This is a genomic window from Bacillus sp. RC51 (genome assembly GCF_044908115.1).
Taxonomy (GTDB): Bacteria; Bacillota; Bacilli; order Bacillales; family Bacillaceae_G; genus Bacillus_A; species Bacillus_A mycoides.
Map to the genome: position 1 here is coordinate 688,162 of NZ_JBIYCW010000001.1, position 25,202 is coordinate 713,363.

General features: G+C 33.9%; 24 protein-coding genes, 2 pseudogenes and 2 other annotated features. Of the genes and pseudogenes, 18 read left to right on the forward strand and 8 right to left on the reverse strand.

All coding sequences use genetic code 11. The annotated features are described in order from the left end of the window. Positions 1–3: 3 nt before the first annotated feature. Positions 4–1,089 (reverse strand): DUF418 domain-containing protein, encoded by a 1,086-nt coding sequence (locus ABH959_RS03560; protein ID WP_404492289.1) that lies wholly within the window; start codon positions 1,087–1,089, stop codon positions 4–6. Between the two features lies 1 nt (position 1,090). Then, positions 1,091–1,675 (reverse strand): TetR/AcrR family transcriptional regulator, encoded by a 585-nt coding sequence (locus ABH959_RS03565; protein WP_002136053.1) that lies wholly within the window; start codon positions 1,673–1,675, stop codon positions 1,091–1,093. Between the two features lie 328 nt (positions 1,676–2,003). On the opposite strand from ABH959_RS03565, the gene ABH959_RS03570 reads away from it, so the two are divergent. Then, positions 2,004–3,515 (forward strand): M36 family metallopeptidase, encoded by a 1,512-nt coding sequence (locus tag ABH959_RS03570; protein WP_113937761.1) that lies wholly within the window; start codon positions 2,004–2,006, stop codon positions 3,513–3,515. A 105-nt stretch (positions 3,516–3,620) separates the two neighbouring features. Here the strand turns inward: ABH959_RS03570 and ABH959_RS03575 are convergent, their stop codons facing one another. Next, on the reverse strand, positions 3,621–4,100 hold the full coding sequence (locus ABH959_RS03575; protein ID WP_113937762.1) for a hypothetical protein: 480 nt from the start codon (positions 4,098–4,100) through the stop codon (positions 3,621–3,623). A 250-nt stretch (positions 4,101–4,350) separates the two neighbouring features. Next, positions 4,351–4,562 (forward strand) — a binding site (T-box leader). Positions 4,563–4,667: 105 nt separating this feature from the next. Between ABH959_RS03575 and aspS the strand changes: the two genes are divergently transcribed. From aspS to ABH959_RS03590, 3 genes are all read left to right on the forward strand, one after another. Further along, positions 4,668–5,966 (forward strand): aspartate--tRNA(Asn) ligase, encoded by a 1,299-nt coding sequence (aspS, locus tag ABH959_RS03580; protein ID WP_404492290.1) that lies wholly within the window; start codon positions 4,668–4,670, stop codon positions 5,964–5,966. A gap of 168 nt (positions 5,967–6,134) precedes the next feature. Continuing rightward, positions 6,135–6,383: a binding site (T-box leader), on the forward strand. 116 nt (positions 6,384–6,499) lie between these two features. Beyond that, entirely contained in the window at positions 6,500–7,840 is a 1,341-nt protein-coding gene (locus ABH959_RS03585) for a sodium-dependent transporter (RefSeq protein ID WP_113937764.1), read from the forward strand. Between the two features lie 37 nt (positions 7,841–7,877). Beyond that, complete coding sequence (locus ABH959_RS03590; RefSeq protein WP_404492291.1) at positions 7,878–8,792, forward strand: alpha/beta fold hydrolase; 915 nt, start codon at positions 7,878–7,880, stop codon at positions 8,790–8,792. 37 nt (positions 8,793–8,829) lie between these two features. On the opposite strand, the gene ABH959_RS03595 is transcribed toward ABH959_RS03590, so the two are convergent. Both ABH959_RS03595 and ABH959_RS03600 read right to left on the reverse strand, forming a co-directional pair. Beyond that, entirely contained in the window at positions 8,830–9,405 is a 576-nt protein-coding gene (locus ABH959_RS03595) for a nucleotidyltransferase family protein (protein WP_113937766.1), read from the reverse strand. A gap of 24 nt (positions 9,406–9,429) precedes the next feature. Continuing rightward, the gene (locus ABH959_RS03600) at positions 9,430–10,227 is read right to left on the reverse strand and encodes a lipid II flippase Amj family protein (protein ID WP_061673890.1); all 798 of its coding nucleotides are present in this window, start codon (positions 10,225–10,227) and stop codon (positions 9,430–9,432) included. Positions 10,228–10,418: 191 nt separating this feature from the next. On the opposite strand from ABH959_RS03600, the gene ABH959_RS03605 reads away from it, so the two are divergent. The 6 genes from ABH959_RS03605 to ABH959_RS03630 all read left to right on the forward strand — a co-directional run bounded on the left by ABH959_RS03605 (position 10,419) and on the right by ABH959_RS03630 (position 16,245). Continuing rightward, positions 10,419–11,084, forward strand: coding sequence for an HAD family hydrolase (locus ABH959_RS03605; protein WP_404492292.1), 666 nt, complete (start codon positions 10,419–10,421; stop codon positions 11,082–11,084). Between the two features lie 370 nt (positions 11,085–11,454). Then, positions 11,455–12,894: a GntP family permease gene (locus ABH959_RS03610; protein WP_113937769.1), complete on the forward strand. Its 1,440-nt coding sequence runs from the start codon at positions 11,455–11,457 to the stop codon at positions 12,892–12,894. A 303-nt stretch (positions 12,895–13,197) separates the two neighbouring features. Continuing rightward, positions 13,198–14,400, forward strand: coding sequence for an iron-containing alcohol dehydrogenase (locus ABH959_RS03615; RefSeq protein ID WP_002141613.1), 1,203 nt, complete (start codon positions 13,198–13,200; stop codon positions 14,398–14,400). A 147-nt stretch (positions 14,401–14,547) separates the two neighbouring features. Further along, entirely contained in the window at positions 14,548–15,246 is a 699-nt protein-coding gene (locus ABH959_RS03620; protein ID WP_002012596.1) for an aspartate/glutamate racemase family protein, read from the forward strand. 88 nt (positions 15,247–15,334) lie between these two features. Beyond that, complete coding sequence (locus tag ABH959_RS03625; protein ID WP_016102096.1) at positions 15,335–15,808, forward strand: SAM-dependent methyltransferase; 474 nt, start codon at positions 15,335–15,337, stop codon at positions 15,806–15,808. Beyond that, a complete protein-coding gene (locus ABH959_RS03630; RefSeq protein ID WP_002085894.1) occupies positions 15,805–16,245 on the forward strand; it encodes a GNAT family N-acetyltransferase in 441 nt (146 codons plus the stop codon). Before ABH959_RS03625 ends, ABH959_RS03630 begins: the two co-directional genes overlap by 4 nt. Before the next feature lie 55 nt (positions 16,246–16,300). Here the strand turns inward: ABH959_RS03630 and ABH959_RS03635 are convergent, their stop codons facing one another. Together ABH959_RS03635 and ABH959_RS03640 are read right to left on the reverse strand one after the other, a co-directional pair. Continuing rightward, positions 16,301–16,828, reverse strand: coding sequence for an HAD-IIIA family hydrolase (locus ABH959_RS03635; protein WP_404492293.1), 528 nt, complete (start codon positions 16,826–16,828; stop codon positions 16,301–16,303). A 29-nt stretch (positions 16,829–16,857) separates the two neighbouring features. Continuing rightward, positions 16,858–17,289 (reverse strand): GNAT family N-acetyltransferase, encoded by a 432-nt coding sequence (locus ABH959_RS03640; protein WP_002136073.1) that lies wholly within the window; start codon positions 17,287–17,289, stop codon positions 16,858–16,860. 153 nt (positions 17,290–17,442) lie between these two features. Here ABH959_RS03640 and ABH959_RS03645 point away from each other — a divergent pair, with 153 nt between their 5' ends. From ABH959_RS03645 to ABH959_RS03680, 8 genes and pseudogenes are all read left to right on the forward strand, one after another. Beyond that, positions 17,443–18,153, forward strand: coding sequence for an ABC transporter ATP-binding protein (locus ABH959_RS03645; RefSeq protein ID WP_113937770.1), 711 nt, complete (start codon positions 17,443–17,445; stop codon positions 18,151–18,153). Then, the gene (locus ABH959_RS03650) at positions 18,146–19,345 is read left to right on the forward strand and encodes an ABC transporter permease (protein ID WP_113937771.1); all 1,200 of its coding nucleotides are present in this window, start codon (positions 18,146–18,148) and stop codon (positions 19,343–19,345) included. The genes ABH959_RS03645 and ABH959_RS03650 overlap by 8 nt, the downstream gene beginning before the upstream one ends. 282 nt (positions 19,346–19,627) lie before the next feature. Beyond that, the gene (locus tag ABH959_RS03655) at positions 19,628–20,215 is read left to right on the forward strand and encodes a YpjP family protein (RefSeq protein ID WP_002012605.1); all 588 of its coding nucleotides are present in this window, start codon (positions 19,628–19,630) and stop codon (positions 20,213–20,215) included. Between the two features lie 108 nt (positions 20,216–20,323). Continuing rightward, entirely contained in the window at positions 20,324–20,959 is a 636-nt protein-coding gene (locus ABH959_RS03660; protein WP_181777944.1) for an HAD family hydrolase, read from the forward strand. Positions 20,960–20,981: 22 nt separating this feature from the next. Beyond that, positions 20,982–21,071: pseudogene (locus tag ABH959_RS03665) on the forward strand (aminoglycoside phosphotransferase); the annotation flags it as partial. A 29-nt stretch (positions 21,072–21,100) separates the two neighbouring features. Beyond that, positions 21,101–22,033 carry an aminoglycoside phosphotransferase family protein gene (locus ABH959_RS03670; RefSeq protein ID WP_002136078.1) on the forward strand — a complete coding sequence of 311 codons (933 nt, stop codon included), beginning with the start codon at positions 21,101–21,103 and terminating at the stop codon, positions 22,031–22,033. A gap of 294 nt (positions 22,034–22,327) precedes the next feature. Beyond that, the gene (locus ABH959_RS03675) at positions 22,328–23,209 is read left to right on the forward strand and encodes an AraC family transcriptional regulator (RefSeq protein WP_113937773.1); all 882 of its coding nucleotides are present in this window, start codon (positions 22,328–22,330) and stop codon (positions 23,207–23,209) included. A gap of 132 nt (positions 23,210–23,341) precedes the next feature. Further along, positions 23,342–24,451: an alpha/beta hydrolase gene (locus ABH959_RS03680; protein ID WP_113937774.1), complete on the forward strand. Its 1,110-nt coding sequence runs from the start codon at positions 23,342–23,344 to the stop codon at positions 24,449–24,451. Positions 24,452–24,671: 220 nt separating this feature from the next. Here the strand turns inward: ABH959_RS03680 and ABH959_RS03685 are convergent. Next, positions 24,672–25,119, reverse strand: a pseudogene (locus ABH959_RS03685) (helix-turn-helix domain-containing protein); the annotation flags it as partial. Positions 25,120–25,202: the final 83 nt, after the last annotated feature.

Below are 25,202 nucleotides of genomic sequence, written 5' to 3' on the forward strand. Positions count from 1 at the left end.
AAATTAATCAGTTATTTTCCGCATAATCCATTCGATAGGTCCTCTAGAAAAGTTCCTTCGCCATAATACGCTAAATAAAATACTGAAAATGAAAAATGCAGTAGCAAATAATAAAACGAAAAGTAGTGTTTGATGTTCCATACGATTTAATACAATCAATGCGCCAATACCGATAAATACATGACTTACATAATGCGTTAATGTTAATTGTCCTGTTTGTATAATGGAAGTAACAAACCAATTATTTTCATATTTTTCAGCAATGTAGAGGCAAATTATTAATATAGCAATAGCAGATCCTGTAGCGGATGCGACGTATAATATATTGGGTAAAATGGGTCCTGTGTTAAACAAAAATGTAGAGGCTGCTTCACCAATGTATGGGATACAAAGGTGTGTTAACCCTTTTGATAATAGCTCTACAATTACGGTTACTGTTAAACCCAGTAAGAACAACCAATGTCTAATTTTCCTATTATGAAGATCTAACCTGCCAATTATCATACCGATTAAGAAGAAAGAAAACCATGGGAAAATAGGGTGATAGCCATTAAAAAATAAGTTGCGAAGAAAACCTGTTAAGGTCCAAAAGTCTATATAGTTTATAAATGGGATTGTGCCTCCCCATCCTTCGAAGGCGTTGAAAGTAAGTTGGAGATATTGTGCAGTAAGTAAAATAATGATAGAAAGCCATATTAGTATAGTTCTTCGTACAGTAATTAGTAATGCAGCGATGAAAAGGTAAACGCCGTAGTAGTGTAAAATATCACCCGTCCATTCCATTACATACAATAATAATCCTAAAATAAATAAGAATAGTGATCGTTTCCAAATCAATATTCGGCTGGTATTGATTTTTATTTTCTCTTGGCTAGCAACAGATGATTTAGTCATTAAAGTTATGCCAATCCCAGCAAGTATAACAAACAAGGCAGAAGCTCTACCTTCAAAAAGTGTCATAAAGATTTTTAACAGAGGAGGTCCATTTCCTTCCGCCCCTGTTATCACCATGAAATTAACTACTAACATTCCAAACATTGCCCACGCTCTAGCAAAATCTAAGCCGATAATGCGCTTTTTTGTATTCACTTCAATCCCTGCTTTCAAAAATGCTATTTACAGCTTCAATCCATATTTGTTTATAATCCATATCTAAATGTAACATCATAAAATTCCCAATATTATCAAGAACTAATGCTAACATATGAGCTTTTGAAACTAGATTTTTATTTTGAATGAGTTGAAGTTCATTTGCTTTTGTTAGGAGTGATTCAAATCCGTTTAAATATTCTGTTTGTACAGTTAGTAATCGATCTTTGTACATATCGTTTCTTGAAGATAGTAATACATATTCTTGTAATACACGATTAAAATAAGGATCTTTCTGTTGTTCGTCTATCATTTTAAAGCCAATTTCAACACATTTCTCAATGAAATTCTCTTTCGTAAATTCTTCTGTATGAAAGAATGAGGAGAACTGCATCGCTGCACATAATTCATTAAAAATACTTTCAATTAATGCATCTTTAGATTTAAAGTAATAATAAATAGATGGCTTGGCAATACCAACTTCTTCAGCAATCATTGTATAGGTCGTTTTGGCAATGCCGTGTCCGGCAAATAGTCGATAACTTGCTTCGACTATGGAAGAGAGTGTTTCTTCACTTTTGCTCATGATAAGTCCTCCTAATAAGAAAGGTTACATAAATCGTATCATTCATTAATATTATTTTCAACCTATCGTTAGGTAAAAAATAACTTATTTTTTTACACATTACTTTAAAAAGCATAAGGTAAAGAAATTTACAAAAGAAATATATTTCTACAGTATTTTTCTCGTTTCACACATAAATATTGAGAAAATTTCACTTACCCAAAATGTAAAGGTAATAGAATTGTTTGTATAGAATTACTCGTAGATTCACTTTATTTCGTTACTTGTGGACAGGAATAGCCTTATAGGAATGGGGTAAAGTTTTCAATTTATTAGGGGGAGTGGTTCTATGTTAAACAAAAAAATGGTGGCAATGGCAATGACTGTGCCATTAGTAATGGGGACAATTTCTACTGTTTCAGCACTGGAAAAACAACAGCAAGTAAAGTTAGAAGCTTATTCACCACAGAAAAAAGCAATTGAATATTTAAAGGGACATGCTACGGAATATGGATTGAAGGCAGACCTTTCAGACTTGCAATATATTTCTACAACAGAAACGTCAGTAGCTTCATATGTTAGATTCCAACAAGTGGTCAATGGTGCGCCTGTATTTTCAAAACAAATTACAGTTACTCTTAACGGAGAGGGAAAAGGATTACTTGCGATTTCAGATTATCAGCCTGTTACAGGTGTGAAGGAAGTTACGAAAAAAATTAGTGAAAAAGATGCAGAACAAAAATCGATGGCGTATGTTGGAGGAGAAAGTGAGCAAAACTTATGGGCTCCTACAGAAAAAGAATTCGGATATATTGTTGAAGAGGGAGTCGCTATTCCTGTATATAAAGTGGTAGTCCATTCTAATAATCCATTCGGTGCATGGGAAACATTCATTGATGCGGAAAATGGAAAGTTAATTAAAAAAGTTGATATAAACCGAAAAGCAGAAGGAACAGGAAAAGTATTTTTACCTAACCCTGTCGTATCTAGTGGAAGTTTAGCAGGGTTAAAAGATAATAATGATGCAGATTCAACAGCATTAACGAATCAATTGAAAACTGTTACGTTAAAAGGTTTAGATGGTACAGGATTTTTAATTGGTGAGTATGTTACGATTTCTTCAAAAGCGAAGACGAAATCTACAAACTTACAATTTAACTATACACGTGCAAATGATAGTTTTGAAGATGTTATGTCATATTATCATATTGATACATTACAGCGTTACATTCAAGGATTAGGTTTTCAAAATATTAATAAACGTTCGATTAAAGTGAATGTAAATGGTACAACTGACGATAATTCATTCTATTCTCCATCAACGAAAGCTTTAACTTTCGGTACTGGTGGAGTAGATGATGCAGAAGATGCTGGCATTATTGCGCATGAATATGGTCATTCTATTCAAGATAATCAAGTGCCAGGATTCGGAAGTTCACCAGAAGGTGGAGCGATGGGAGAAGGATTTGGAGACTTCTTAGGTGCTACTTATGAAGATGCAGTATCGACAACAGGATACGGGAAAGCATGTATTGGAGAATGGGATGCGACTGCTTATTCTAGTTCAGATCCGACGTGCTTACGCCGATTAGATACGAATAAAGTATACCCGAAAGATATAACGAATGAAGTGCATAATGATGGGGAAATTTGGGCTCAAGGTCAATACGAAATGGCGCAATCTTTTGGACGTGATGTAGCAACAAAAATTATTTTACAATCACATTGGTCATTAACGCCAAATGCGAAATTCCGTGATGGAGCGAAAGCGATTAAGCAAGCAGATGCTCTTTTATACGGCGGGCAACATGCTGCTGAAATCGATCGTATTTGGGCAGCGAGAGGAATTAGTACGAATTAATTAAAAACGTCGTGGCATTTATAAGCCACGACGTTTTTAATTTGCTTAAGAACTGGTACTAGAAAATTTATTGGTAGCGGTAATAATGTACATATACCGATAAGTTCACTTTACTGCTTCTTTAAAAACAAAATGCTCTTTAAATTTTCTAGATTCAACTTTTTGACCGTTTCTCATAGAGCGGAAAGGATGTTCTTGCCACGTAATGATCACGTCAACCTTATCCGATTTTGTAGAAACTGGAAAATTAGCGTGTTCAAATCCAGTTTTTCCGCCCGCTAGACGACTTTCTTTTAGGGAAAAGAGTTCATATTTTGTTTTCGTATTTGGTTCATTCCGAAAAACTTCAACTTGTACATTATACACTTCACTTTTTCCAAGATTTTTTACAGAGAAATGATATGTTTGAAATACACCTTTTTTGGGTTGTAACAATTTTTCACTCGTTCTTTTTACTTCATCAATATTTACTTGCCATTGATCAGAATTTTGAGAGATTGGTAAAGATTTTGGTGAATAGGCATATGCTTCATTAACTACAACTAAGCATAATAGTAGGAGAAAGAAACTAATTGTTTTTTTCATATGTACACCTCCGATAAAACTTTAATAATAATATGCGTGGGAAACTCGTGTTTTATGTAATAAAATGGAAAAAAAGTTCAATTGAAAGAATTTGATAAGGATAAAATATTTCTAAGCTGTCAAATGATAATTGTATAGAGTTCAATGTTCATGTTACATATCTTTAGAAGGGGTCTGTTTAGTGAAATGCAATATTTTTCTAAAAGGGCTTGCGTTTTATAAAATAAAGAGATAGAATACTCTGTAAATATAAAAAGTGATGATTAGGAAAAGTACATGATGCAAGGGTCTACAGAGAGCAATCGGTTGCTGGGAAGATTGCGATACCGCATGATGGAAAGACACCTGTGAGTGTTGCTTTGAACGTGATAATTAGTAAAAGCAAACGGTACCTACCGTTATCAGGGCTAAGATGGTCATTATGACAATTTGGGTGGTACCGCGGAAAAATCCGTCCCTATTTATAGGGGCGGATTTTTGTATTCTTTGAAAGGAGGTGAGTGACCGTGGATGATGACGATGACAACAATAACGTAAATAAAAATAAAATTAATGGAGGGAAATATAATGGATCAAATAATGAAGCGTTCACTCACACGAGAATGTACGGAACATGGCGGGAAGGTTGTATTACTACAAGGATGGGTAAAAAAGATTCGTCATCTAGGGAATGTTAGTTTTTTATTATTAAGGGACCGAACGGGAGTTATTCAATGTGTATTAGAAAACGAGTTAGCCGGATACAAAGTTGATGTTGAAAGTGTGGTCCAAATAATTGGAGAAATAGTAGAGACACCGAAAACAGAATTAGGTGTTGAAGTACTTGCACATGAAGTGGAAGTACTAAATGGAGCAGAATCACTCCCATTTGAAATAAATAAAAAAAAGTTACAAGTTGGCCTAGATCAATTATTGAATGAGCGAGTATTATCGTTAAGGCATGAGCGAATCGCGGCGATATTTAAAGTGAAATCTATACTCGTTCAGAGCTTTAGTGAATTCCTAATAGAGAACGATTTCACACGTATATTTACTCCGAAAATTGTCTCGCAAGGGGCAGAAGGAGGAGCGAATGTTTTTAAGCTTCCATATTTCCAAAAAGAAGCGTATTTAGCTCAATCACCACAGTTTTATAAACAAATGATGGTAGCGGGAGGACTCGAACGTGTTTTTGAAATTGCTCCTGTGTACCGGGCTGAACATCATAACTCTTCAAGACATTTAAATGAATATATATCGTTAGATGTAGAACTTGGATTTATTCATGATTTTCATGAAGTAATGCAATTAGAAACAGATATTTTACGATACATGTTTCAACAAGTAGGAGGAAAATGTGAAAAAGAACTACAACTATTACAAATAACAGTACCTGTCATTACAGAAATTCCTAAAATCACATTGGCAGAAGCGCAAGAAATTTTGAAAATGAAGTATCGGAAAGAATCTCCTGAAGGGGATTTAGATACAGAAGGTGAAAAGTTACTAGGGAAATATGTGAAGGAAACATATAAAAGTGAATTTGTCTTTATTACACATTATCCGAAAGAATCGCGACCGATGTATACAATACCGAATAAGGAGAATGAAGCCGTAACGGATTCATTTGACCTATTATATAAAGGATTAGAAATAACGTCAGGTGCACAGCGTATTCACAATCATGAAACGTTACTCGCATCTTTTAAAGAAAAAGGATTACATCCAGAGAAATTTCAATCGTATCTAGATACATTCCGCTACGGATGTCCACCGCATGGTGGCTTTGGAATTGGATTAGAACGAGTTGTGTATAAGCTTTTAGAATTATCAAATGTTAGAGAAGCGAGTGCTTTTCCGAGAGATTGTACACGTCTTATACCATAAAAAAGCATCTTCGCGATTATCGCGAAGATGCTTTTTTACTGTTCTTTCATTTTTACATTGAAAGTTTATAAAAATCATTTTCGACAAAAAATTAACATAGCCCTTGACAGTTATAAATATAACCGATATACTTCATATTAATTTCAAAAGAAAATATATTCTAAATATTAAAATGCATTGAATAGGAGTAGTAAGGTCATGTATTTGTACAGAGAGCTATGGGTTGGTGCGACATAGTCAAATGACATCCTGAACTCGCCTAGGAGCAGTAAGGTGGAACGGAATCACATTCTTAGTAAATCTTAACGGTTAACCTTCGATATTAGGTTTGTAATCAAACGATTACTACTAAGGTGGATTCATAATGGAATCAATAAGGGTGGTACCGCGTTAAGTAAATGGCTTAGCGTCTCTTTATATAGAGACGTTGGGCCATTTTTTTATTTTATAGAAAAAGAAATGGAGGTTTTATTCAGATTGATCAATAATATTTATTTATTAATATAAAATGATTTTAACAGGAGGAAAATAGGATGAAACAGACGGAGCAATGGACTTCGAAATTAGGTTTTATAATGGCAGCAGCAGGATCAGCAATTGGACTTGGCGCAATATGGAAGTTTCCTTATATCGCTGGAAAGAGCGGGGGAGGGGCATTCTTTTTAATCTTTATATTATTTACTGTATTAATTGGACTACCGCTACTTATAGCTGAATTTATGATTGGACGCAGTACACAGAAACAAGCAGTTGGAGCATTTAAAAGTATCGCACCAAATACAGGATGGCACTGGATTGGCCGTCTTGGCGTTGGAACTTGTTTTATATTGCTATCATTTTATAGTGTTGTAGGTGGCTGGGTTTTAATATATTTTTTCAGGGGAGTAACAGGACAGCTTATTACTCCGGGACAAAATTATAGTGCATTATTCACAGAGACAATTGGAAATCCGACTTGGGCCATTATCGGTCATTTTGCATTTATGTTCATTACGATATGGGTTGTATCAAAAGGTGTACAAAATGGAATTGAAAAAGCAAGTAAATATATGCTACCAGCATTGTTCGTTTTATTTGTCGCTCTTATTATTCGTTCATTAACACTGGATAATGCGATGCAAGGCGTGAAGTTTTTCTTACAACCAGATTTCTCGAAGATTACTTCAGAAAGTATTTTATTCGCAATGGGCCAATCATTCTTTGCGATTAGTATAGGGATTTCGATTATGGTTACGTATAGCTCGTATTTAAATAAAAAAGAAAGTTTACCAAAATCAGCAATAACAATTGTTGGATTGAATTTATTCGTCTCTTTATTTGCAGGTCTTGCCATTTTTCCAGCAGTATTTTCGTTAGGCATGGAGCCGACAGAAGGGCCAGGCTTACTATTTATCGTATTGCCATCTGTATTTAGCCAAATTCCATTCGGAGGATTGTTCTTAACTGTATTTCTTGCGCTATTTACATTTGCCACATTAACCTCGGCATTTTCTCTACTAGAGACGGTTGTTTCAGCATTAGCAAATGGTGAACAAGAAAGAAGAGCTAAACTATCATGGATCATCGGGTTCTGCATTTTCCTAGCAGGTATACCATCTGCCTTATCATTTGGAGTATGGAGTGATATTACGATTTTTGGGAAGAATATTTTTGATGCAGTAGACTTCTTATCTAGTAATATATTAATGCCGCTGGGAGCATTATTTATTAGTATTTTCGTATCATTCAAGATGGAAAAGAAAGTGTTAGAAGCTGAATTTTTTGTAGGTGGAAATTATGGAAAGATAGTATTTACTATCTGGGCATTTTTACTTCGATTTGTAGCACCACTTGCGATAGTTATCGTATTTTTAAATGTAATAGGGATTATTTAAGTTTAAATGTTATAATATTCAGTAAAAAAAGAAGGTGATGATAATAAAAACAAATTTGATTGAAGTTGGGAAATATATGAACATTAGAGGGAAAAAGCTATACGTTGAAACACATGGAAGTCCTAAAAATAAACCAGTATTATTTTTACACGGTGGCCCAGGTGAAAGCTGTTATGATTTTTCATTTCATCAAGCGGAACGATTAAAAGATTCCTTATATGTAATTATGATAGATCAAAGAGGAGTTTGTCGATCAGAAGGAATTACTGAGGAAGAATCTTTTGGATTAAATGATTTAGTTGAAGACTGTGAGGAAATAAGAAAACTATTACAAATTGAGAAATGGTCTGTAATCGGGCACTCTTTCGGTGGATATTTAGCGTTGTTATATGCGTCGATGTATCCAAATTCAATAGAGAAAATAATATTTGAAGGTCCGACTTTCGATTTTGCATTAACAAGTAGGGCTCTATTACAAAAGACAGGAATTTTATTAAAAAAGTATGGAAAAGAATTAGCGGCAGAAGAGTGCATTGCTTATTCATCTAGTAATGCTAGTTCAGAAGAGTTGTTAGAAGCTTATATAAGATTAAGCGATGAATTAGAAGAAAAAAGAATGGAGATTTACAATTATAAGGAGGATGAGATAGACGAGAGTTTATATAGTGATGAAGAGTGGGAAGTATTTTCAAATCGCTCCAAAATCCATTTTGATAGATTAAAATCAGAGGGAGCATGTCATACGTCATTATTATCTAAAATAAAAGATATACAAAATCCAATGTTATTAATTGTAGGAAAATACGATGTAGTAACGTGTGAAAAACAAATTGAAATATTTAATAATGATGCTTCAAATGGGAAGTATATTGTATTCGGAGAAAGTGGTCATTCACCGCATTATGAAGAAGCAGAGAGATTCGCAGAAACAATCATGCATTTTTTGAAATAAAAAAGAAGGGTGCTTCTAATAATGAGAAGCACTCTTTTTAAATTTCGGGATAAGTGATTGTAATGTTAGGCCATTTGCTTTGCCATTTCTTTTGATTAACTCTTTTGTTGTACATATGTATTCGTTCTTTCGTTTCCAGAAAATGAGGTGTAGGTTTCACTTGTAATGAAAGTACATCTTCAATTCCACATGGAGCTGTTAATATGAGATTGTTTTGCTCGTCAAGCGTAACTCCTAAAGCGGTTGCTGTTTCAGGAAATTTAGAAATAGCATCAACAGAAGAAGAGTATGGTGGCATTCCATTCACTACATGCATGCGAGTTTGATTTTTTACTGACCAAGGGATAGAGGCATCCATATTCGCCAGCTTCTGTTTTAATGATTGTTCGTACGCCTCATCTTTATGTAATGGATCATAATAAATGACATCGACATCTGGCGTAGCCGTTCTTACTTCGTAGTTATGTAAAGTATCCCAAATTTTAGAACGGACAAACCCAGCACAAATCCACCAATCAGGTAGCTCTAGTGATTTTGCCATTTTTAATACATACATCATCCATTCGTCGTTTTCTATAAAACGAATTATATCTTGCTCTGTTTTTATCTTCATTGATATATTCACCTTTCTAGTAAATTAATGCATCAGTTCAATAATCCATAAAATCCAGTAAGCACCTGGTACAAATAGTAGTTGTGCCAATAATGTGCCGAAAAGTCTAGATATCATTAGCCAACCATACATTTTACTCATTGCCTCAGCACCCTTTTCGGATTGTAAAGCACGTTCTGTTAAAAGGGCAATGCGTGGATCGAGTAGCACTGTTAATAAAATAGTGGCGAAACCATTCACAAGACCAGAAGCTGTACTTGCATTTGTTGCATAAGTCGGATTTAAAAAAGAAGCATATAGTGCGGAAAGAACACCAGCTGTATAAATGGCAGTGGCAAACATATTAATAAGCATAATTCGCTTCGGAATTCCGCCAATACGCATTCGATGAATCATCTCAAGCTTTGGAAAGCGTACATATTTTTTTGTGTACTTTAATTTTTGAATGTTATTTGTTTTCATCATTCGAATGAATGAACCATCCGTTTCAAAGTTTTGAATAACGTATCCAAATAGCTTTGTCAAAGTTGGGTAGAGTATAATCGCGAGCAATGTACCGACAGAAGCCGATAATAGAACGAGCCGTATAATATGCTCTAAATCAATAGAAGAATCTAGTTTTGCTTCATCGACAATACCACCAATTAAAAAAGCTTGTAGTAAGTTAGATGTTCTTGAAATAAGTAGTACCATTCCTACGATGGATAAGGCAACGACAATCTTTTTTAAACGAACACCAGCTAATCGAATACTATAAGAGCTAGTTTCAACCGCGTGGATAACAATTGTGAAAGCCATTATAAAAATTAATGTAATTGACATTTGATTCACCAGTTTCTATTAAATTGAGTATAACTTTTTCACTTTATCATATCTTTTGTGATTTTGTAACTGAAAGTATAAGGATAAGAAAAAGTAATTTTCTGAAAAGTTAAATGGTGATAGTATAGTAAAGGGCTAAGTAGGAGCATGGCTTTAATGGGGTACATATAAAATCAGTGGGGGAATTAAATATGTATAAAACATTTCTATTTGATTTAGATGGAACATTAACGGATCCGAAAGAAGGGATTATAAATTCTGTTCTATACGCGTTAGAAAAAATCGGGATTGAAGAAGTAAATATAAGCGAGTTAGATTCATTTATCGGCCCACCAATACAACAATCTTTTGTAGATAGATATAATATGAACGAAATAGAAGTAGAACGAGCAGTGTTTTACTTTCGGGAGTATTTAAAGCAAAGTGGTTTATTAGAGAATAAAGTATACGATGGAATTACAACCCTATTGCAAGAATTAAAGGATGCTGATAATCGTTTGTTTGTAGCAACATCAAAACCTACTGTATTTGCGAAACAAGTAATAGAGCACTTTCAGTTAACAACTTTTTTTGAAGAGATTGTAGGGAGTAATTTAGATGGGACAAGAATAAAAAAGGAAGAAATCATTGCTCATATTTTACAAACAAATGAAGAACTCAAAAAAGAAGAAATGGTGATGATTGGTGATAGAAAGCATGACGTAATCGGTGCGAACAGTAACGGAATTGCTTCGATAGGTGTATTGTATGGATATGGTAGTGAGATTGAATTGAGTGATGCTGGGGCGATTCATATAGTGAAAGATGTCGAAGAGTTACAAAGCTTTTGTATAGAGAATAGTACGATAAAACTATAGAAATAGAACCTAGAAATCCCTTTATAACATATGACGATGAAATCGTTTTTGTTTAAAGGGATTTTACATATGTAATCGAATACTATAATTAGACAATTTTAGCATGAAAAATTTGTAATAAAGTAAAACTTTAACTAGTGGAAGTTTTGTCCATCCGGCACTGATTATCAGCCCTCACCAATCGGGCTGTTACGAGCAGTTGATATCCCGCCTAGCTTCTGCACATTTGCTGAATTTTAAGGTGGGAGTCTTACTGCCCGCAAATAGCGGGATAAAAAGAGGAGGAATGTCATGAAATAAAAGGGTTCGAAATACGAGTAAAAGTCCGCCGTAAAAAGATTGAATTTTCAGTTTAAAAGGAGGGTTATAATTGGAGCTAGTTATTATTTTATTAGCACTTAGTTTACTCATGTTTGTAGCATATAAAGGATTTTCTGTAATATTATTCGCACCGATTTTTGCATTATTTGCGGTATTTTTGACAGAGCCTAGTTTTGTATTACCTTTCTTTTCAAATATTTTTATGGAGAAAATGGTAGGATTTATCAAATTATATTTCCCAGTGTTTTTACTTGGAGCAATATTTGGGAAAGTAGTAGAAATGTCAGGAATCGCTGATTCCATCGCAAAGACGATTGTAGAGTTAGTTGGAGAAAAACGTACAATTTTAGCAATCGTTTTAATGGGAGCTATTTTAACGTATAGCGGTGTTAGTGTGTATGTAGTGGTGTTCGCTATATTTCCGTTTGCGGCGAAGTTGTTTCGACAAGCGGATATTCCAAAGCGTTTAATCCCTGGCACAATCGTTCTTGGAGCAGCAACATTTACAATGGATGCGCTTCCTGGATCGCCACAAATTCAAAACGTAATACCTACAACTTTTTTTAAAACTGATATTTATGCAGCACCGATACTTGGTATTTTAGGCGCAATCTTTGTTTTAACGTTAGGTTTACTTTATTTAGAGAGTAAGCGTAAGAAGGCAAAAGCAGCAGGAGAAGGGTATTTTGGTTTTAACGATGGGAATTCTGAAATGGCAGCATCTTTGCAATTAGAACAAAAAGATATGCCGATATTAAGCAGTATTGAAATTACAAGAGTACAGCAAGTAATTGCGTTTGTACCACTTATTTTAGTAGGTGTAATGAATAAAGTTTTCACAATCATGATACCAAAGTGGTATCCAGATGGTTTTGATTTCTCAGCTATTGGTATGAAAGCATTTGGAAAGGTTGAATTAAGTGCGGTAGTTGGGATTTGGTCTGTAGAATTGGCACTTATTATAGGGATTTTATCAACGCTTTTATTATATTGGAAACGAGTAGTAACTGGATTTCAAGCTGGATTGAATACAAGTATTGGTGGAGCGCTACTTGCAACAATGAATACAGGAGCTGAATTTGGATTTGGTGGTGTTATTGCCGCACTTCCTGGCTTTGCGATAATGAGAGATAGCATCTCTGCAACTTTCACGAATCCATTAGTAAATGGGGCAGTAACGACGAATATTTTAGCTGGAATTACAGGTTCAGCATCAGGCGGAATGGGAATTGTGTTAAGTGCGATGGGTGATAAATTTATTGCTGCAGCAACGCAATATAACATTCCATTAGAAGTTATGCACCGCATTGTATCAATGGCATCAGGCGGAATGGATACATTACCACATAATGGGGCAATTATTACTATTCTAACGGTAACAGGATTAACACATAAACAGTCATATAAGGATATATTTGCTATTACAATTTTGAAAACGATTGCTGTATTTGCAGTCATCGCATTCTATACTTTAACAGGGATCTATTAATACTAGTTAATATACGAAAAGAAAATATTTATTAGATTGATATTTTACATAATAAAATATTTATTGTAACTACTCAGTCACTCTATGAAAAATCGGCAGAAAAGTTTTTTAAGTTGGTCGAGAGAGGACCTGGCTATTTATAGGAGCGGTCAGGGCCTTTCCTGCCACGCGCAAAGTTTTAAAACAAAGTATATTAATAAGGGGGCTTATTTTAACTGGAATAATAGACTTTATCAAACTTCTGAATGAAATGCATGGCTGAGTAGTTGCAAATATTTATTATAAATAGAAGGGGTGGAGTACTTGCAAGAAGTTGCTGAGTTTCGTATGCCGAAGTCTGTATTATATGGAAGAAATTCGTTTGAAAAACTAGGGGATCAATCAAGAAAGTTAGGGAAAAGGGCTTTTATTGTCAGTGATACAATTATGGAGAGTTTCGGTTATGTTGAAAGATGTGTGGATCACTTAAATGCGAAAGGGATTACTGTTATTACGTACAATGAAGTAAACACTGAGCCTACAAATTTACACGTATTGGAAGCGTTATCTATTTGTAAAGAAGGAAAATGCGATTTTATCATAGGTATTGGAGGAGGAAGCTGTATTGATGCTGCGAAAGCAGTAGCAGTGTTATATACAAATGGTGGAGAAATTGAAGATTACGTCCAAAAGGATATAGAAATAGAATACAATCCACTACCGCTAATCGCAATCCCTACGACTTCTGGTACTGGATCGGAAGTAACAAGTGTAGCAGTAATTACAAATAAAAAAACAGATGTGAAAATGATGATAAAACATCCAAGCTTTATCCCTCATGTTGCTATAATAGACCCGATTTTTACAAGTTCGGTACCACCTCATATTACTGCAGCAACGGGAGTAGATGCATTATGCCATGCAATTGAAGCTTATATTTCTAAAGTTTCACAACCTCTTACAGATGTTCTTGCTCTTTCAGCTATTGAAAGCATTATGAAATATTTACGTATCGCATATGAAGATGGAGATAATATGGAAGCAAGGGAAGCAATGATGATTGCTTCATTACAAGCTGGGATTGCTTTTTCGAATGCATCTGTTACATTAGTGCATGGTATGTCCCGTCCAGTGGGAGCATTATTCCATGTACCACATGGAATATCGAATGCAATACTATTACCTACAGTTTTAGAGTTTACAAAAATGAGTGCAATAAAAAGGTTAGCAGAAGTAGGACGTAGCTTAAACAAAGATTTGTATTCTCATTCTGATGAAGAAGTAGCGAACTACACGATTGCTGAAATTAAGAAACTTTGTTTTGATCTTCGTATTCCTAATTTAAGAGAATACGGAATTGACGAAGTTGAATTTGAAAATGCTATTTCTAAAATGGCGAAAGATGCAATTGCAAGTGGTAGCCCAGGAAATAATCCACGAGTTCCTTCTTATGATGAAATCAAACAGTTGTATCGAGAGTGTTTTAATTATCAATATGAAGATGCTATAAAAACATCAGGGCTTTAATTTCAGAATATTATAATAAAATTTCCTTGGAAATAGTTAAAACAAGACTTTATATTATAAATTTAAAGTCTTGTTTTATTGTGTATAATATACATAATAAAATATTGTTATTGGTTTTATAAAAATAGTTTAGGTAGGTGTTTTACTATGAAAACGATAGGTCTTATAGGTGGTATGAGTTGGGAATCAACTTCTGAATACTATCGAATTTTAAATGAAGAAATAAAAAGTAGATTAGGTGGATTACATTCAGCAAAATGTCTGATTAATAGTGTGAATTTTGAAGAGATTGAACGATTCCAGTCTAGCGGAGATTGGGAGGGAGCAGGAGAAGTATTAGGGAATACGGCGTATTCATTGCAGAAAGGAGGAGCAGACTTTATAATCATTTGCACAAATACAATGCATAAAGTAGTTGAGAAAATAAAGGAGAATATTAACATTCCAGTATTACATATTGCGGATGCAACTGCAAAAGAAATAAATAGAAAAGGTATTCAATCAGTTGGTCTGCTTGGAACAAAATATACGATGGAGCAAGATTTCTATAAATCACGTATAGAAGAGAATGATATAAAAGTAATAGTACCATTAGGAAAAGATAGAGAAAAAATAAATGAAGTAATATACAAAGAATTATGTTTAGGAAAGATAACATCTCAATCTAGAGAGTATTATAAAAGAGTTATAGAAGAGTTAGTGCAAAAAGGGGCGCAAGGAATAATATTAGGGTGTACAGAAATAGGGTTATTAATAAAGCAGGAAGACATATCAGTTCCGATATTTGATACAACGCATATACATGCGATTGAAGCAGTCAATTTCGCTTTAGATAATAGATTGTAATTATATTATGTAAACTCAACTCATTTGTCTGGAAAACATTCAGAAAATATTTTATAATGTAAGTGGTTACATTTAAGGGGGAATGCGGATGTTTTCAGTTCAGCCAATCGCATTTGTACATAATGAAAGAAAGGAAATAAAAGATGATGAGTGGGGAGAAGTAAGATCCTATATTACTTTAACTGATATGTATACAGAGGAAAGTATACAAGGGATTGAAGATTTTTCTCATATTGAAGTTGTCTTTTATTTTCATAAAGTAACTGATGAACAAATTCAATATTTTGCTAGACATCCTAGAAATAATAATGATTATCCTAAAGTAGGCATTTTTGCACAGCGCGGGAAAAATCGTCCGAATCGCATAGGAGCTACAATTGTAAAGGTGATCAAAAGAGAAGATAAATCAATTATTGTTGAGGGGTTAGATGCTATTGATGGCACCCCTATATTGGATATAAAGCCGATAATGAAAGAGTTTATGCCGAAAGAAGAAATTCTACAGCCTAAATGGGTAACGGATATTATGAAACAATATTGGAAGGGGAATAAAACAAAATGAGAATATATGAGGCAACAATTGCAGATTTAGATGGACTAGCATCTGTTTTTAATAACTATCGCGTATTTTATCGACAAGATTCCGATATTGAAGGAGCAAAAGTGTTTTTACGAAATCGAATCGAGAGAAAAGAATCCATTATTTTCGTGGCAGTTGAAGATGGAGAATATATCGGATTCACGCAACTATATCCATCATTTTCTTCTATTTCGATGAAAGAGTTATGGATTTTAAATGATCTGTTTGTACAAAAGGCGAAGCGCGGAGCCGGAACAGGTAAAAAATTGTTAGAAGCTGCAAAAGAATTTGCCTTAGAAAATGGCGCAAAAGGTGTGAAATTACAAACAGAGATTGATAATTTATCAGCTCAGCGATTATACGCTGAAAATGGATACTTGAGAGATAATCGTTATTTCCATTATGAATTAACTTTTTGAAATATATATAGTTAGATGAGACGTTTTCAATGTGAAGACGTCTCATTTAATTTTTTTATTGATGATTTAAAATCCAATTTGTAGCATCTTCAAAGTTTTCTGCGATGTAGTTTGGTTCAATATGTGCCCATTTATCTCGGAATGTATGTAAAGCATCATATCCAGCGCCAGTTTGAACCAATATAGTCGTTGCATTTACTTTTGCCCCAGCAACAATATCCGTCCAGCGATCACCGATTACAGCGCATTTTGTTAAATCAAGCCCATGTTTTTCCGCTGCTTGCAGGAGCATACCTGCGCTCGGTTTGCGGCATTCACATCCATCACCATGTTTATGAGGACATAGATAAATATCATCAAAACCAAACTCTTTTAATTCTTTCGTAAAATCATTCGCAGTTGCTTTTCCATCCGCGATACCTGGTTGATTCGTAAAAGAGAATAGTTTAATATTTTGGGCTTTTAACGTTTGTAAAGATTCCTTTGTAAAAGGAAATAATGTGAAAGAACCTGGATAATGTATTGTAGTATCACCGCCAATTGTTCCGTCACGATCAATGAATATTGCTTCAATGTTTGTCATAGTTATAGTCCTTTCTTCGTACCAGTAGTTTAAAAATATTTTACAAATCGATACCCATTTACTTCATATCCTAATTTTTTGTAAAAAGGATGTGCTTCTAATCTATTTGTTCCACTGACTAGCCATGTGCCGATACAATTATGTGTCTTTGCTAATTGCTCTGCATAATCCATTAATACTTGTCCAATGCCTTTCCGCCGTATTGTAGAATCAACGCTAATAATTGAAATTTCTCCATAACGAGTTACATCTTCTAAATTTTCACGTATACGAAACCCAAGTAATCCAAATATAGTTTCTTCTTCCTCATAAACATATAAAAAATCAAACGGACTCATTTGTACGAATTGCAATCGGTTGTTCATATCTTCATAGGAAATAGAGGAACCTTTTAATTCTTTTGTTAAAGAACAAAGTGCATCTATATCGTCTATCGTAGCTTCACGAATTTGAAAAGACATATTATCCACTCCAATAAAATGTAATCAAACATTAAGTATTCTGTTAAAAAGTATTTATTCCTGCTACGAAGATAAATATTTTATAATGATATATAGATAGTTATATGTTATTCTTTTCCTTGATTGTATTGGAAATGGAAAGAAGGGGAATGTATGTTAGAAGTGAATATCCGCTCTGCTGGATATGATATAGGGGAAAAGACAATTCATGATATTGCTTTTTCGATTGAACAAGGGGAATTAGTTGCACTGATTGGTGCGAATGGCGCTGGGAAGAGTACGACGATTAAAACGATGCTCGGTTTACTTGTAAATATGAATGGTGAAATATCATTTGGTGAAAAGAAAAATCCTTATGCATACGTGCCGGAACATCCGACATATTATGATTATTTGACGCTCTGGGAACATATTGAATTATTAATGGCTGCTCGCGAGAACGAAGTAGGAGGCTGGGAAAGGAAAGCTGAAGATTTATTACATATGTTTCGAATGGATAAACATAAACATGAGTATTTATCAAAATTTTCTAAAGGTATGAAACAAAAATCGATGCTTATATTAGCGTTTTTAACAGAACCGGATTTTTATATAATTGACGAACCTTTTATCGGCTTAGATCCAGTAGCTACGAAAGAGTTTTTAAGTTATTTATATAAAGAAAAAGAACGCGGCGCAGGGATTTTGCTTTGTACGCACGTATTAGATACTGCTGAAAGAATTTGTGAAAGATTTTTACTCATCTCAAAAGGTACATTAGTCGCAGATGGCCATTTAGAGGCAATTCAAACGTTAGCAGAAATGCCAGGGAGTTCATTGTTAGACTGTTTTGATGTAATCGTAAGGCGTGAACAGCATGATTAAACAACAATTTTATAAAAGATTGCGCCATGAACTCCAGCGGAAATGGAAGTCCATACGTTCTATAACCGATTGGACAGTTGCGCTATATATAATTATTCCAGCACTTATATTTATAGGGATTTATTACCGTTCACTATGGATGGAAGAACTATCGATGGGAGAGACGGTTTATTTCGGATTAGGCCTACTCGCATTTTATGTGATTACATATTCAAGAGGAGTTCGTTCATTTTTTGAACAAGCGGATAGTTTATTTTTAATTTCGTACCCTTCTCACATGCAAAAGTTAATCCAGTATGGCATGATATATACGTTTATTCGAATAGCGATAACGAATGTAGTGGTAGTAGTTGCTATGTTACCGGTGTTGATGAAAAGTATTGGAGTGACGAAGGTACAAGTCGTATTATTTTGGCTATTCTTTACGGTATTCCGATGTATGTTGTCGTTGTTAACGAGGTTTATTCATGTACGCGTGGGGAAACGATGGCTACTATGGATTATAAAAAATGTAATATTTTCTATAAGTCTATCCTTTTTTGGAGTGAGTCTGTTTCTTATTTATAAAAATTCCTTTTATTCTATACTATGTATAGGTCTAGCAGTTTTTCTAATTATCGTATTGATAAAAGAAAAACTAAATTATAAAAATTGCTTTTTTAAAGAAGTTGAGAAAGAGAAAGAAGAAAGTATGCGCTGGACGAGTGGGATTATGCAAGTTGGTGGTCATGCGGCTAAACCGAGTAGTTCGAATAAAAAACCGTGGATGTTTCCTCGTTCTAAAAAGTTTTTAGGGAAGAAAAAGGATTCTCGTATTGTTGAATCCTTTTTAAAAGAATTTTTCCGTACAAGTAGTGCACGAATATTTTATATTCAAATTGTATGTATAAGCACTGTCAGTATTATCATGAGTCCGAGGTGGATTGCAGCTATTATTCTTGCATTTGCTTTAGTTGGAATTTCTCGTTATGCGCGCGATTATTGGAATGAATTTACGAAAAAAATGTTTCTTCATTTATATTGTGATGAAGGAGAATTACTATTATTAAGGTGGAAGGCGGATCGTTATTTGCTCCTTCCAGTCGTATTTATGTACGGAACAGTCATTCTCTCACAGTTTTATTTATTGCCAGCAATAATTATTGGGGTTATTTTTATAGTATTCATTGGTTGGATTGTATTTTTACCATAGAAAAAGAGCCGGAAATGGCTCTTTTTCTAGTCTGTAACACACTGGTAAATAAAATATACTAAAAGGAGTATGCTTGCGGCTGAGTACACGACATCTAAAGTCATCTGATTGCCCCCTCATTGTTGTTGTATTTATAGTGTATGAAATCTTACAATTTCATATTCAAGTGAAAAATATGTGAACGTTAACAAAATTGTAAAGTGCAAAAATTACAATCATTTTGTATAATAGAAGAAACAACCGTTATATAAAATATAATGAGTGAAAGGGGAGGGAACATAAATGCCAAATTGGTTTAGAAAAACCTTAGTCGCATTAATTACCGTATTTACGTTTGGTTTAGTGACGCCTCCTTCCATATTACTTGATAATGCCAAAGCTGCGGACAAGCCTACGAGCACAGCTGGGCAACAAAATTTGGAGAGTACGTCCTATACATATGAAGAAACAAATGATAGGTTAACCACCGATACTTTTGTTAACTATGCGATGCAAGAAGCAGAGAAGCAATCTATGCAAAAATTCGGCTCTAAAATTGGGCCTGTAATTGAAGATGAATTTAAAGATGTTGTATTACCTAAAATTGAAGAGGCAATTGCGGAACTTGCAAATGATGTGCCAGAAGAATCGTTACAATCATTAGCGATTTCTCAAAAACCAGCTGGTGGAAATAATGAAAAGATTTTTCATGTTTATGACACGAAATCAGGAAATGACTTACTGCGATTTCATGTGAGGAGAGATCATCCACCGCAAGATGGATATTATTTTAATTTCCACTATCATCGTTTTGATGATGGATATTCAGGACACCATGAGTTAGGAAATATTTATTGGAATACGAATGTACCGCCGAAATGGTTGTCTTAAAAAGAACGAGAGAAAATCTTGTTCTTTTTTTCTTTATGAAAGGATACGACATTTATGTTGTTGAATAACATCATATGTTTAGGAAAAAAGAAAAAAGGGAGTATGGGGATGCAAAAATATATCGTTTTTGACTTTGATGGCACATTAGTAGATTCACAAAATATATTTGTACCAATCTATAATCAACTTGCTGAAAAGCATGGATATAAGACAGTGAGTGAGGAAGGAATTGAGCCTTTACGAAAATTGACTATTTCTGAAAGATGTAAAAAACTCGATGTACCACTTTATAAACTTCCTATATTGGCGTTAGAGTTTTATAAATTATATCAACCTACCATAAAAGATCTCGTTTTATTCGATGGGATGAAAGATGTATTAGATGAACTACATAAAAAAGGCTACGGGATTGCGATTATATCTTCGAACTCAGAAGAGCATATTAGGGCATTTTTACATAGTAATGGCATAGAAAATATTCAAGAAGTGTATTGTTCTAAAAATTTGTTTGGTAAAGATAAAATGATTAAAAGATTTTTAAAGTCGAAAAAGCTAACAGAACAAGATATGTTATACGTTGGTGATGAACAGCGAGACGTAGCAGCGTGTAAAAAGGCTGGTGTGAATGTAATTTGGGTATCTTGGGGATATGATGTCATTGAAACAGTAGAAAAAGATGAACCAGATTTTATGGTCAATACGCCGATGGAAATTGTACAAGTTGTACAGGGCGCACATTCTTAATATGAATATACTTCGATAAGGTATTCATCATATTGAATTTGGGATAGCGAATTTAGATGAGTCTATTACTTTTTACAATCCGAATGGATTTATTATAGAAGTAGCGTATACACCAAATGTAGAAATGTAAGGGGAATAAACATGAAGACAATTACAGCACGGCAAAGCAATATACAAATAGTAAAAGATGCAGCAAATATTGAAGAAATCTCTAAAGGTTTCTCTCCTGATAAAAAATATATCATTACGACTATTGAAGATGAAAAGTATTTGTTACGGACAGGCGATATAAAAGAGTATGAAAGAAAGAAAATAGAGTTTCAAATTTTAAATGAAATGCAAAAACGTAGTGTGCAAGCACAAAAACCAATTGAAATGGGTTTGTTGGCAGAAGAAGGTTTATGCTATGGCATTTTTTCATATTTAGAAGGGGAAGATGCGAAGAAGCTATTGCCTACGTATTCACCAAAAGAACAATATAATATTGGTATAGAGGCAGGAAAAGATTTAGCAAAAATGCATACATATGAAGCTCCTAAGGATATGCTTCCATGGTATGAAAGAGCAATGAAAAAACATCGAAAATATTTAGAGGCATATAAAACATGTGGAATAAAAATAAAAAATGATGATAAAATCATAAAGTTTATAGATGATAATGAAATGTATGTACAAAATCGCCCAAATCGATTTCAACACGATGATTTTCATTTAGAAAATATAATTGTGCGGGATGGGAAATATGTAGGTGTTGTTGATTTTAATGGCTATGATTGGGGTGACCCACTTCATGATTTCGTGAAAATTGCATTATTTGCAAGAGACATTAGTATCCCGTATTCAATCGGACAAATAGAAGGATACTTTAATGGTAGAATTCCAGAGGAGTTCTGGAAATTATATGCGGTGTACGTTGGCATGACAGTTTTCTCATCAGTTGTCTGGAGCTTACGAGCAGCACCGCATATGTTAGATGATACGTTAGAGCGCCTTACTATAGTTTTAGAGGATCATAAAAACTTTGAGTTATTAAAGCCAATCTGGTTTGATAGTGAAATGATGAATAAAAAATAAGGATAGCAGGTGGGGAATCTCACACCTGCTATTTGTAAATAACTCATGAGACGGTCTCTTTACATAATATATATGTAGTTTTTTTATGAAGGAATGAAAACCTTGACGTCTACTTTATCCCGCTATTTGTCGGGCAGTAAAACTCCCACCTCAAAATTTGGCTTGAGCAAAGGAGTTAGGTGGGAGTCGGGCTGCCCGTAAACGCCCGATTGGTGAAGGCTAATAATCAGTGGGGATGAACAAAATCCCCACTGATTAAAGTTTCACTTTATAATATAAAAAGGGGGTGGACTATTGAAAATCAGGCAAGGTAAATATGAAGAAATAAAAGTACGCGATAGAATTCCAGGAATGGTTGAATATATAGAGGACACAATGTTACCTACTGGTTTTCACTATTATATTCCTCCTCACTGGCATAGAAGTATTGAAATTAGCCTAGTCGTATATGGAGAGGTTTTCTTGTATGTGAATGGGCAAAAAAAGAAAGTATCCGCTGGCGAATTTATTTTTGTGAATAGTGGAGATGTTCATGAATTCGAAAAAGTTGAAAATACAAGTTGTGCAGTAATGATGTTAATTATTTCTTATGAATTTCTTAAAGAGGTAAATGGAGATTTTGATAAATATAGATTTAATATAAAAGAATCAGTTGTTCAGAAAACGAACCTCCAGCAAATATTTTATGAATTAAAGGAGTTAGTCACAAATTCTGATGATTTAAGTTACATAAAAATTAATAGTTTAATTTATGAAATTGTTTATATTCTATTGCGATATTGCAAAGATGGAGAGAGTATAGACAATAATTATCAACTTGGAAATAAACAGAAAGAAATGATTACGTATATTTATAAACATTATGATGAAGAACTTAAACTGAAAGATGTAGCTAAACATTTTTTTGTAAGTGAAGAACATTTTTCCCGTATGTTCAAAAAATCGTTCGGATCAAATTTCACCACTTTTTTAACGAGATACAGGCTCTATAAAGCGTATGAAGATATTATTAATAGTACAAATTCTATACAAGATATAGCAGTGAAACACGGATTTCCAAATGTAAAATCATTTATTTCACAGTTTAAAGAAAAATACGGATATACACCATTACAGTATAGGAAAAATATCATATCAAAAAATGACAATAATCGAATCAAATATGAACAACAATAAAAAAACGTTTCATGTTACATTTTGTACATGGAACGTTTTTTATTTAGTAATAGTAAACGAAGTGAGATTCAATAGAGATTTATCTAATCTGAAGAAATGAAAGCGTTTAAAATAAGAGGGGATGAATACTAGATGACTAGAAAATATGACTTAAACCTATTAGAAAAAATTCAAGAAAAACAAGAAATCATTAATGTACAGGGGGCGAAAGTTTTAGTAAAAAACATACCAGATTGTGATGAAAAAGGAGCGATGGATCCACGTCTTTATAAGGACACGAAGGTTCAAATGAATGTAATGAGGTTTATGCCTAAAAATATGATGAAAATGGACGCTTCTGAAAAATCGGTAAGGAATATGCGAAAACAATTTAATGGAATTAAGAGTGTTCCAATTGTCACTAAAGACGTTAATATTACGCATAAAACAGTGAAAGCGGAAGATGGATATGATATTCCGATAAGAATTTATAACAGTGTTTCTAAACAAGAGAATGCGCCAGTTTTATACTTTATTCATGGTGGTGGATTTATGGCAGGATCACCAGATGTAGTAGAAGAACTTGTGAAATTGATAGTAGAAAAAACAGATATACTAGCCGTTTCTGTGGATTATCGATTAGCTCCGGAAAATCCTTTTCCAACTGGGCATACAGATTGCTACACTACTTTAAAGTGGATTTATGAAAATGCTGATACATTAGGCGGGGATAAGAATAATATCTTTGTGGCAGGTGATAGTGCAGGAGGGAACTTAACACAGTATTGTACAACTAAAGATATGGAAGATGGTAGGAAGTACGTGAAGGGACAGTTGCTTTTGTATCCTACACTTAATATGTGTGACTATGAAGATGAATTTTATTCTTGGAGTATAGATAAATATGAAATTGCTCCTAAGTATAAAAAAGGATTAGAAAAAATGCTTAATATAATGCATTCAATGGTTGGAGGTATGTCAGAAGTACTTGGTACGAAAGAAATTCATTCGAAGTATTTAAGTCCATATGTTGATGTATCCCCAGACTATCCAAGTACATTTATTACGGTAGGAGAGCATGATTTTTTAATGATAGAATGTTTAGCGTATGCAGCTAAATTGACTAAAAAAGGAGTGGATACTGAAACAGTCCTTTATCGTGGTTTAGGGCACGCTTATGGAGATAATGTAGGTGTTTATCCCCAAAGTGAAGATTTAGCAATTGAGATGGGGAATTTTATATTTAAGCATAGTGGAAAGTAGGAGAAATAATGGGAAATAGAAAAGTGATATTAATTTCCAGCTTCGCTATTTTACTATGTATCTTTGCATTTACAGACTTACAAATATCCAATAGTTTATATGAACCAACTAATAAGATACTAGTACCAATGAGTCGTATTGTGGTAGGAGCCCATTTTGCTTCAGATGTTACAGTTGGAGTCGCTATTTCAGTTACTGTTTTTATGTGTTTGAAAAAATTTATATGGATAGATACAAAGTATTTACCACTTGGGTTACGACGAATCGTTGCATGCAAGATACGCCCTTCTACTTCACGACTTTTAGCAAAGCGAACAAGGCCAAGTTTCGGTAATTTTATTGTGTTGCCTACAATTCCAATATTTCCGTTTGTTTGCTTAGTTGTGTAGGATTGAACTGTATTCTTTTTAGACTTGAATCGAGGCATATCATTCTGTTTCTTGAAAAAACGTGAAAAAGCATCTGCGAGGTTTTTTAATGTGGATTGAAGAGCGATACTATCTACTTCTTTTAAACAAATCGTATCCTGTTGCTTCTTTATACGTATCATTCCAAAGAGCAAGGAAATAGTTAAATACAAAGCGACTGCAACCGATTGTTTTAGCAATTAATATTTCTTGTTTCTTATTCGGGTAGATACGAAATTTATATGCTTTATTTACTAACATAGGTTGCACCTCACTTTTTCATCGTATATCTACAGTATACAAAAAAACGTAGGCTTACGCCTACTGACATTCATCTCCCACCT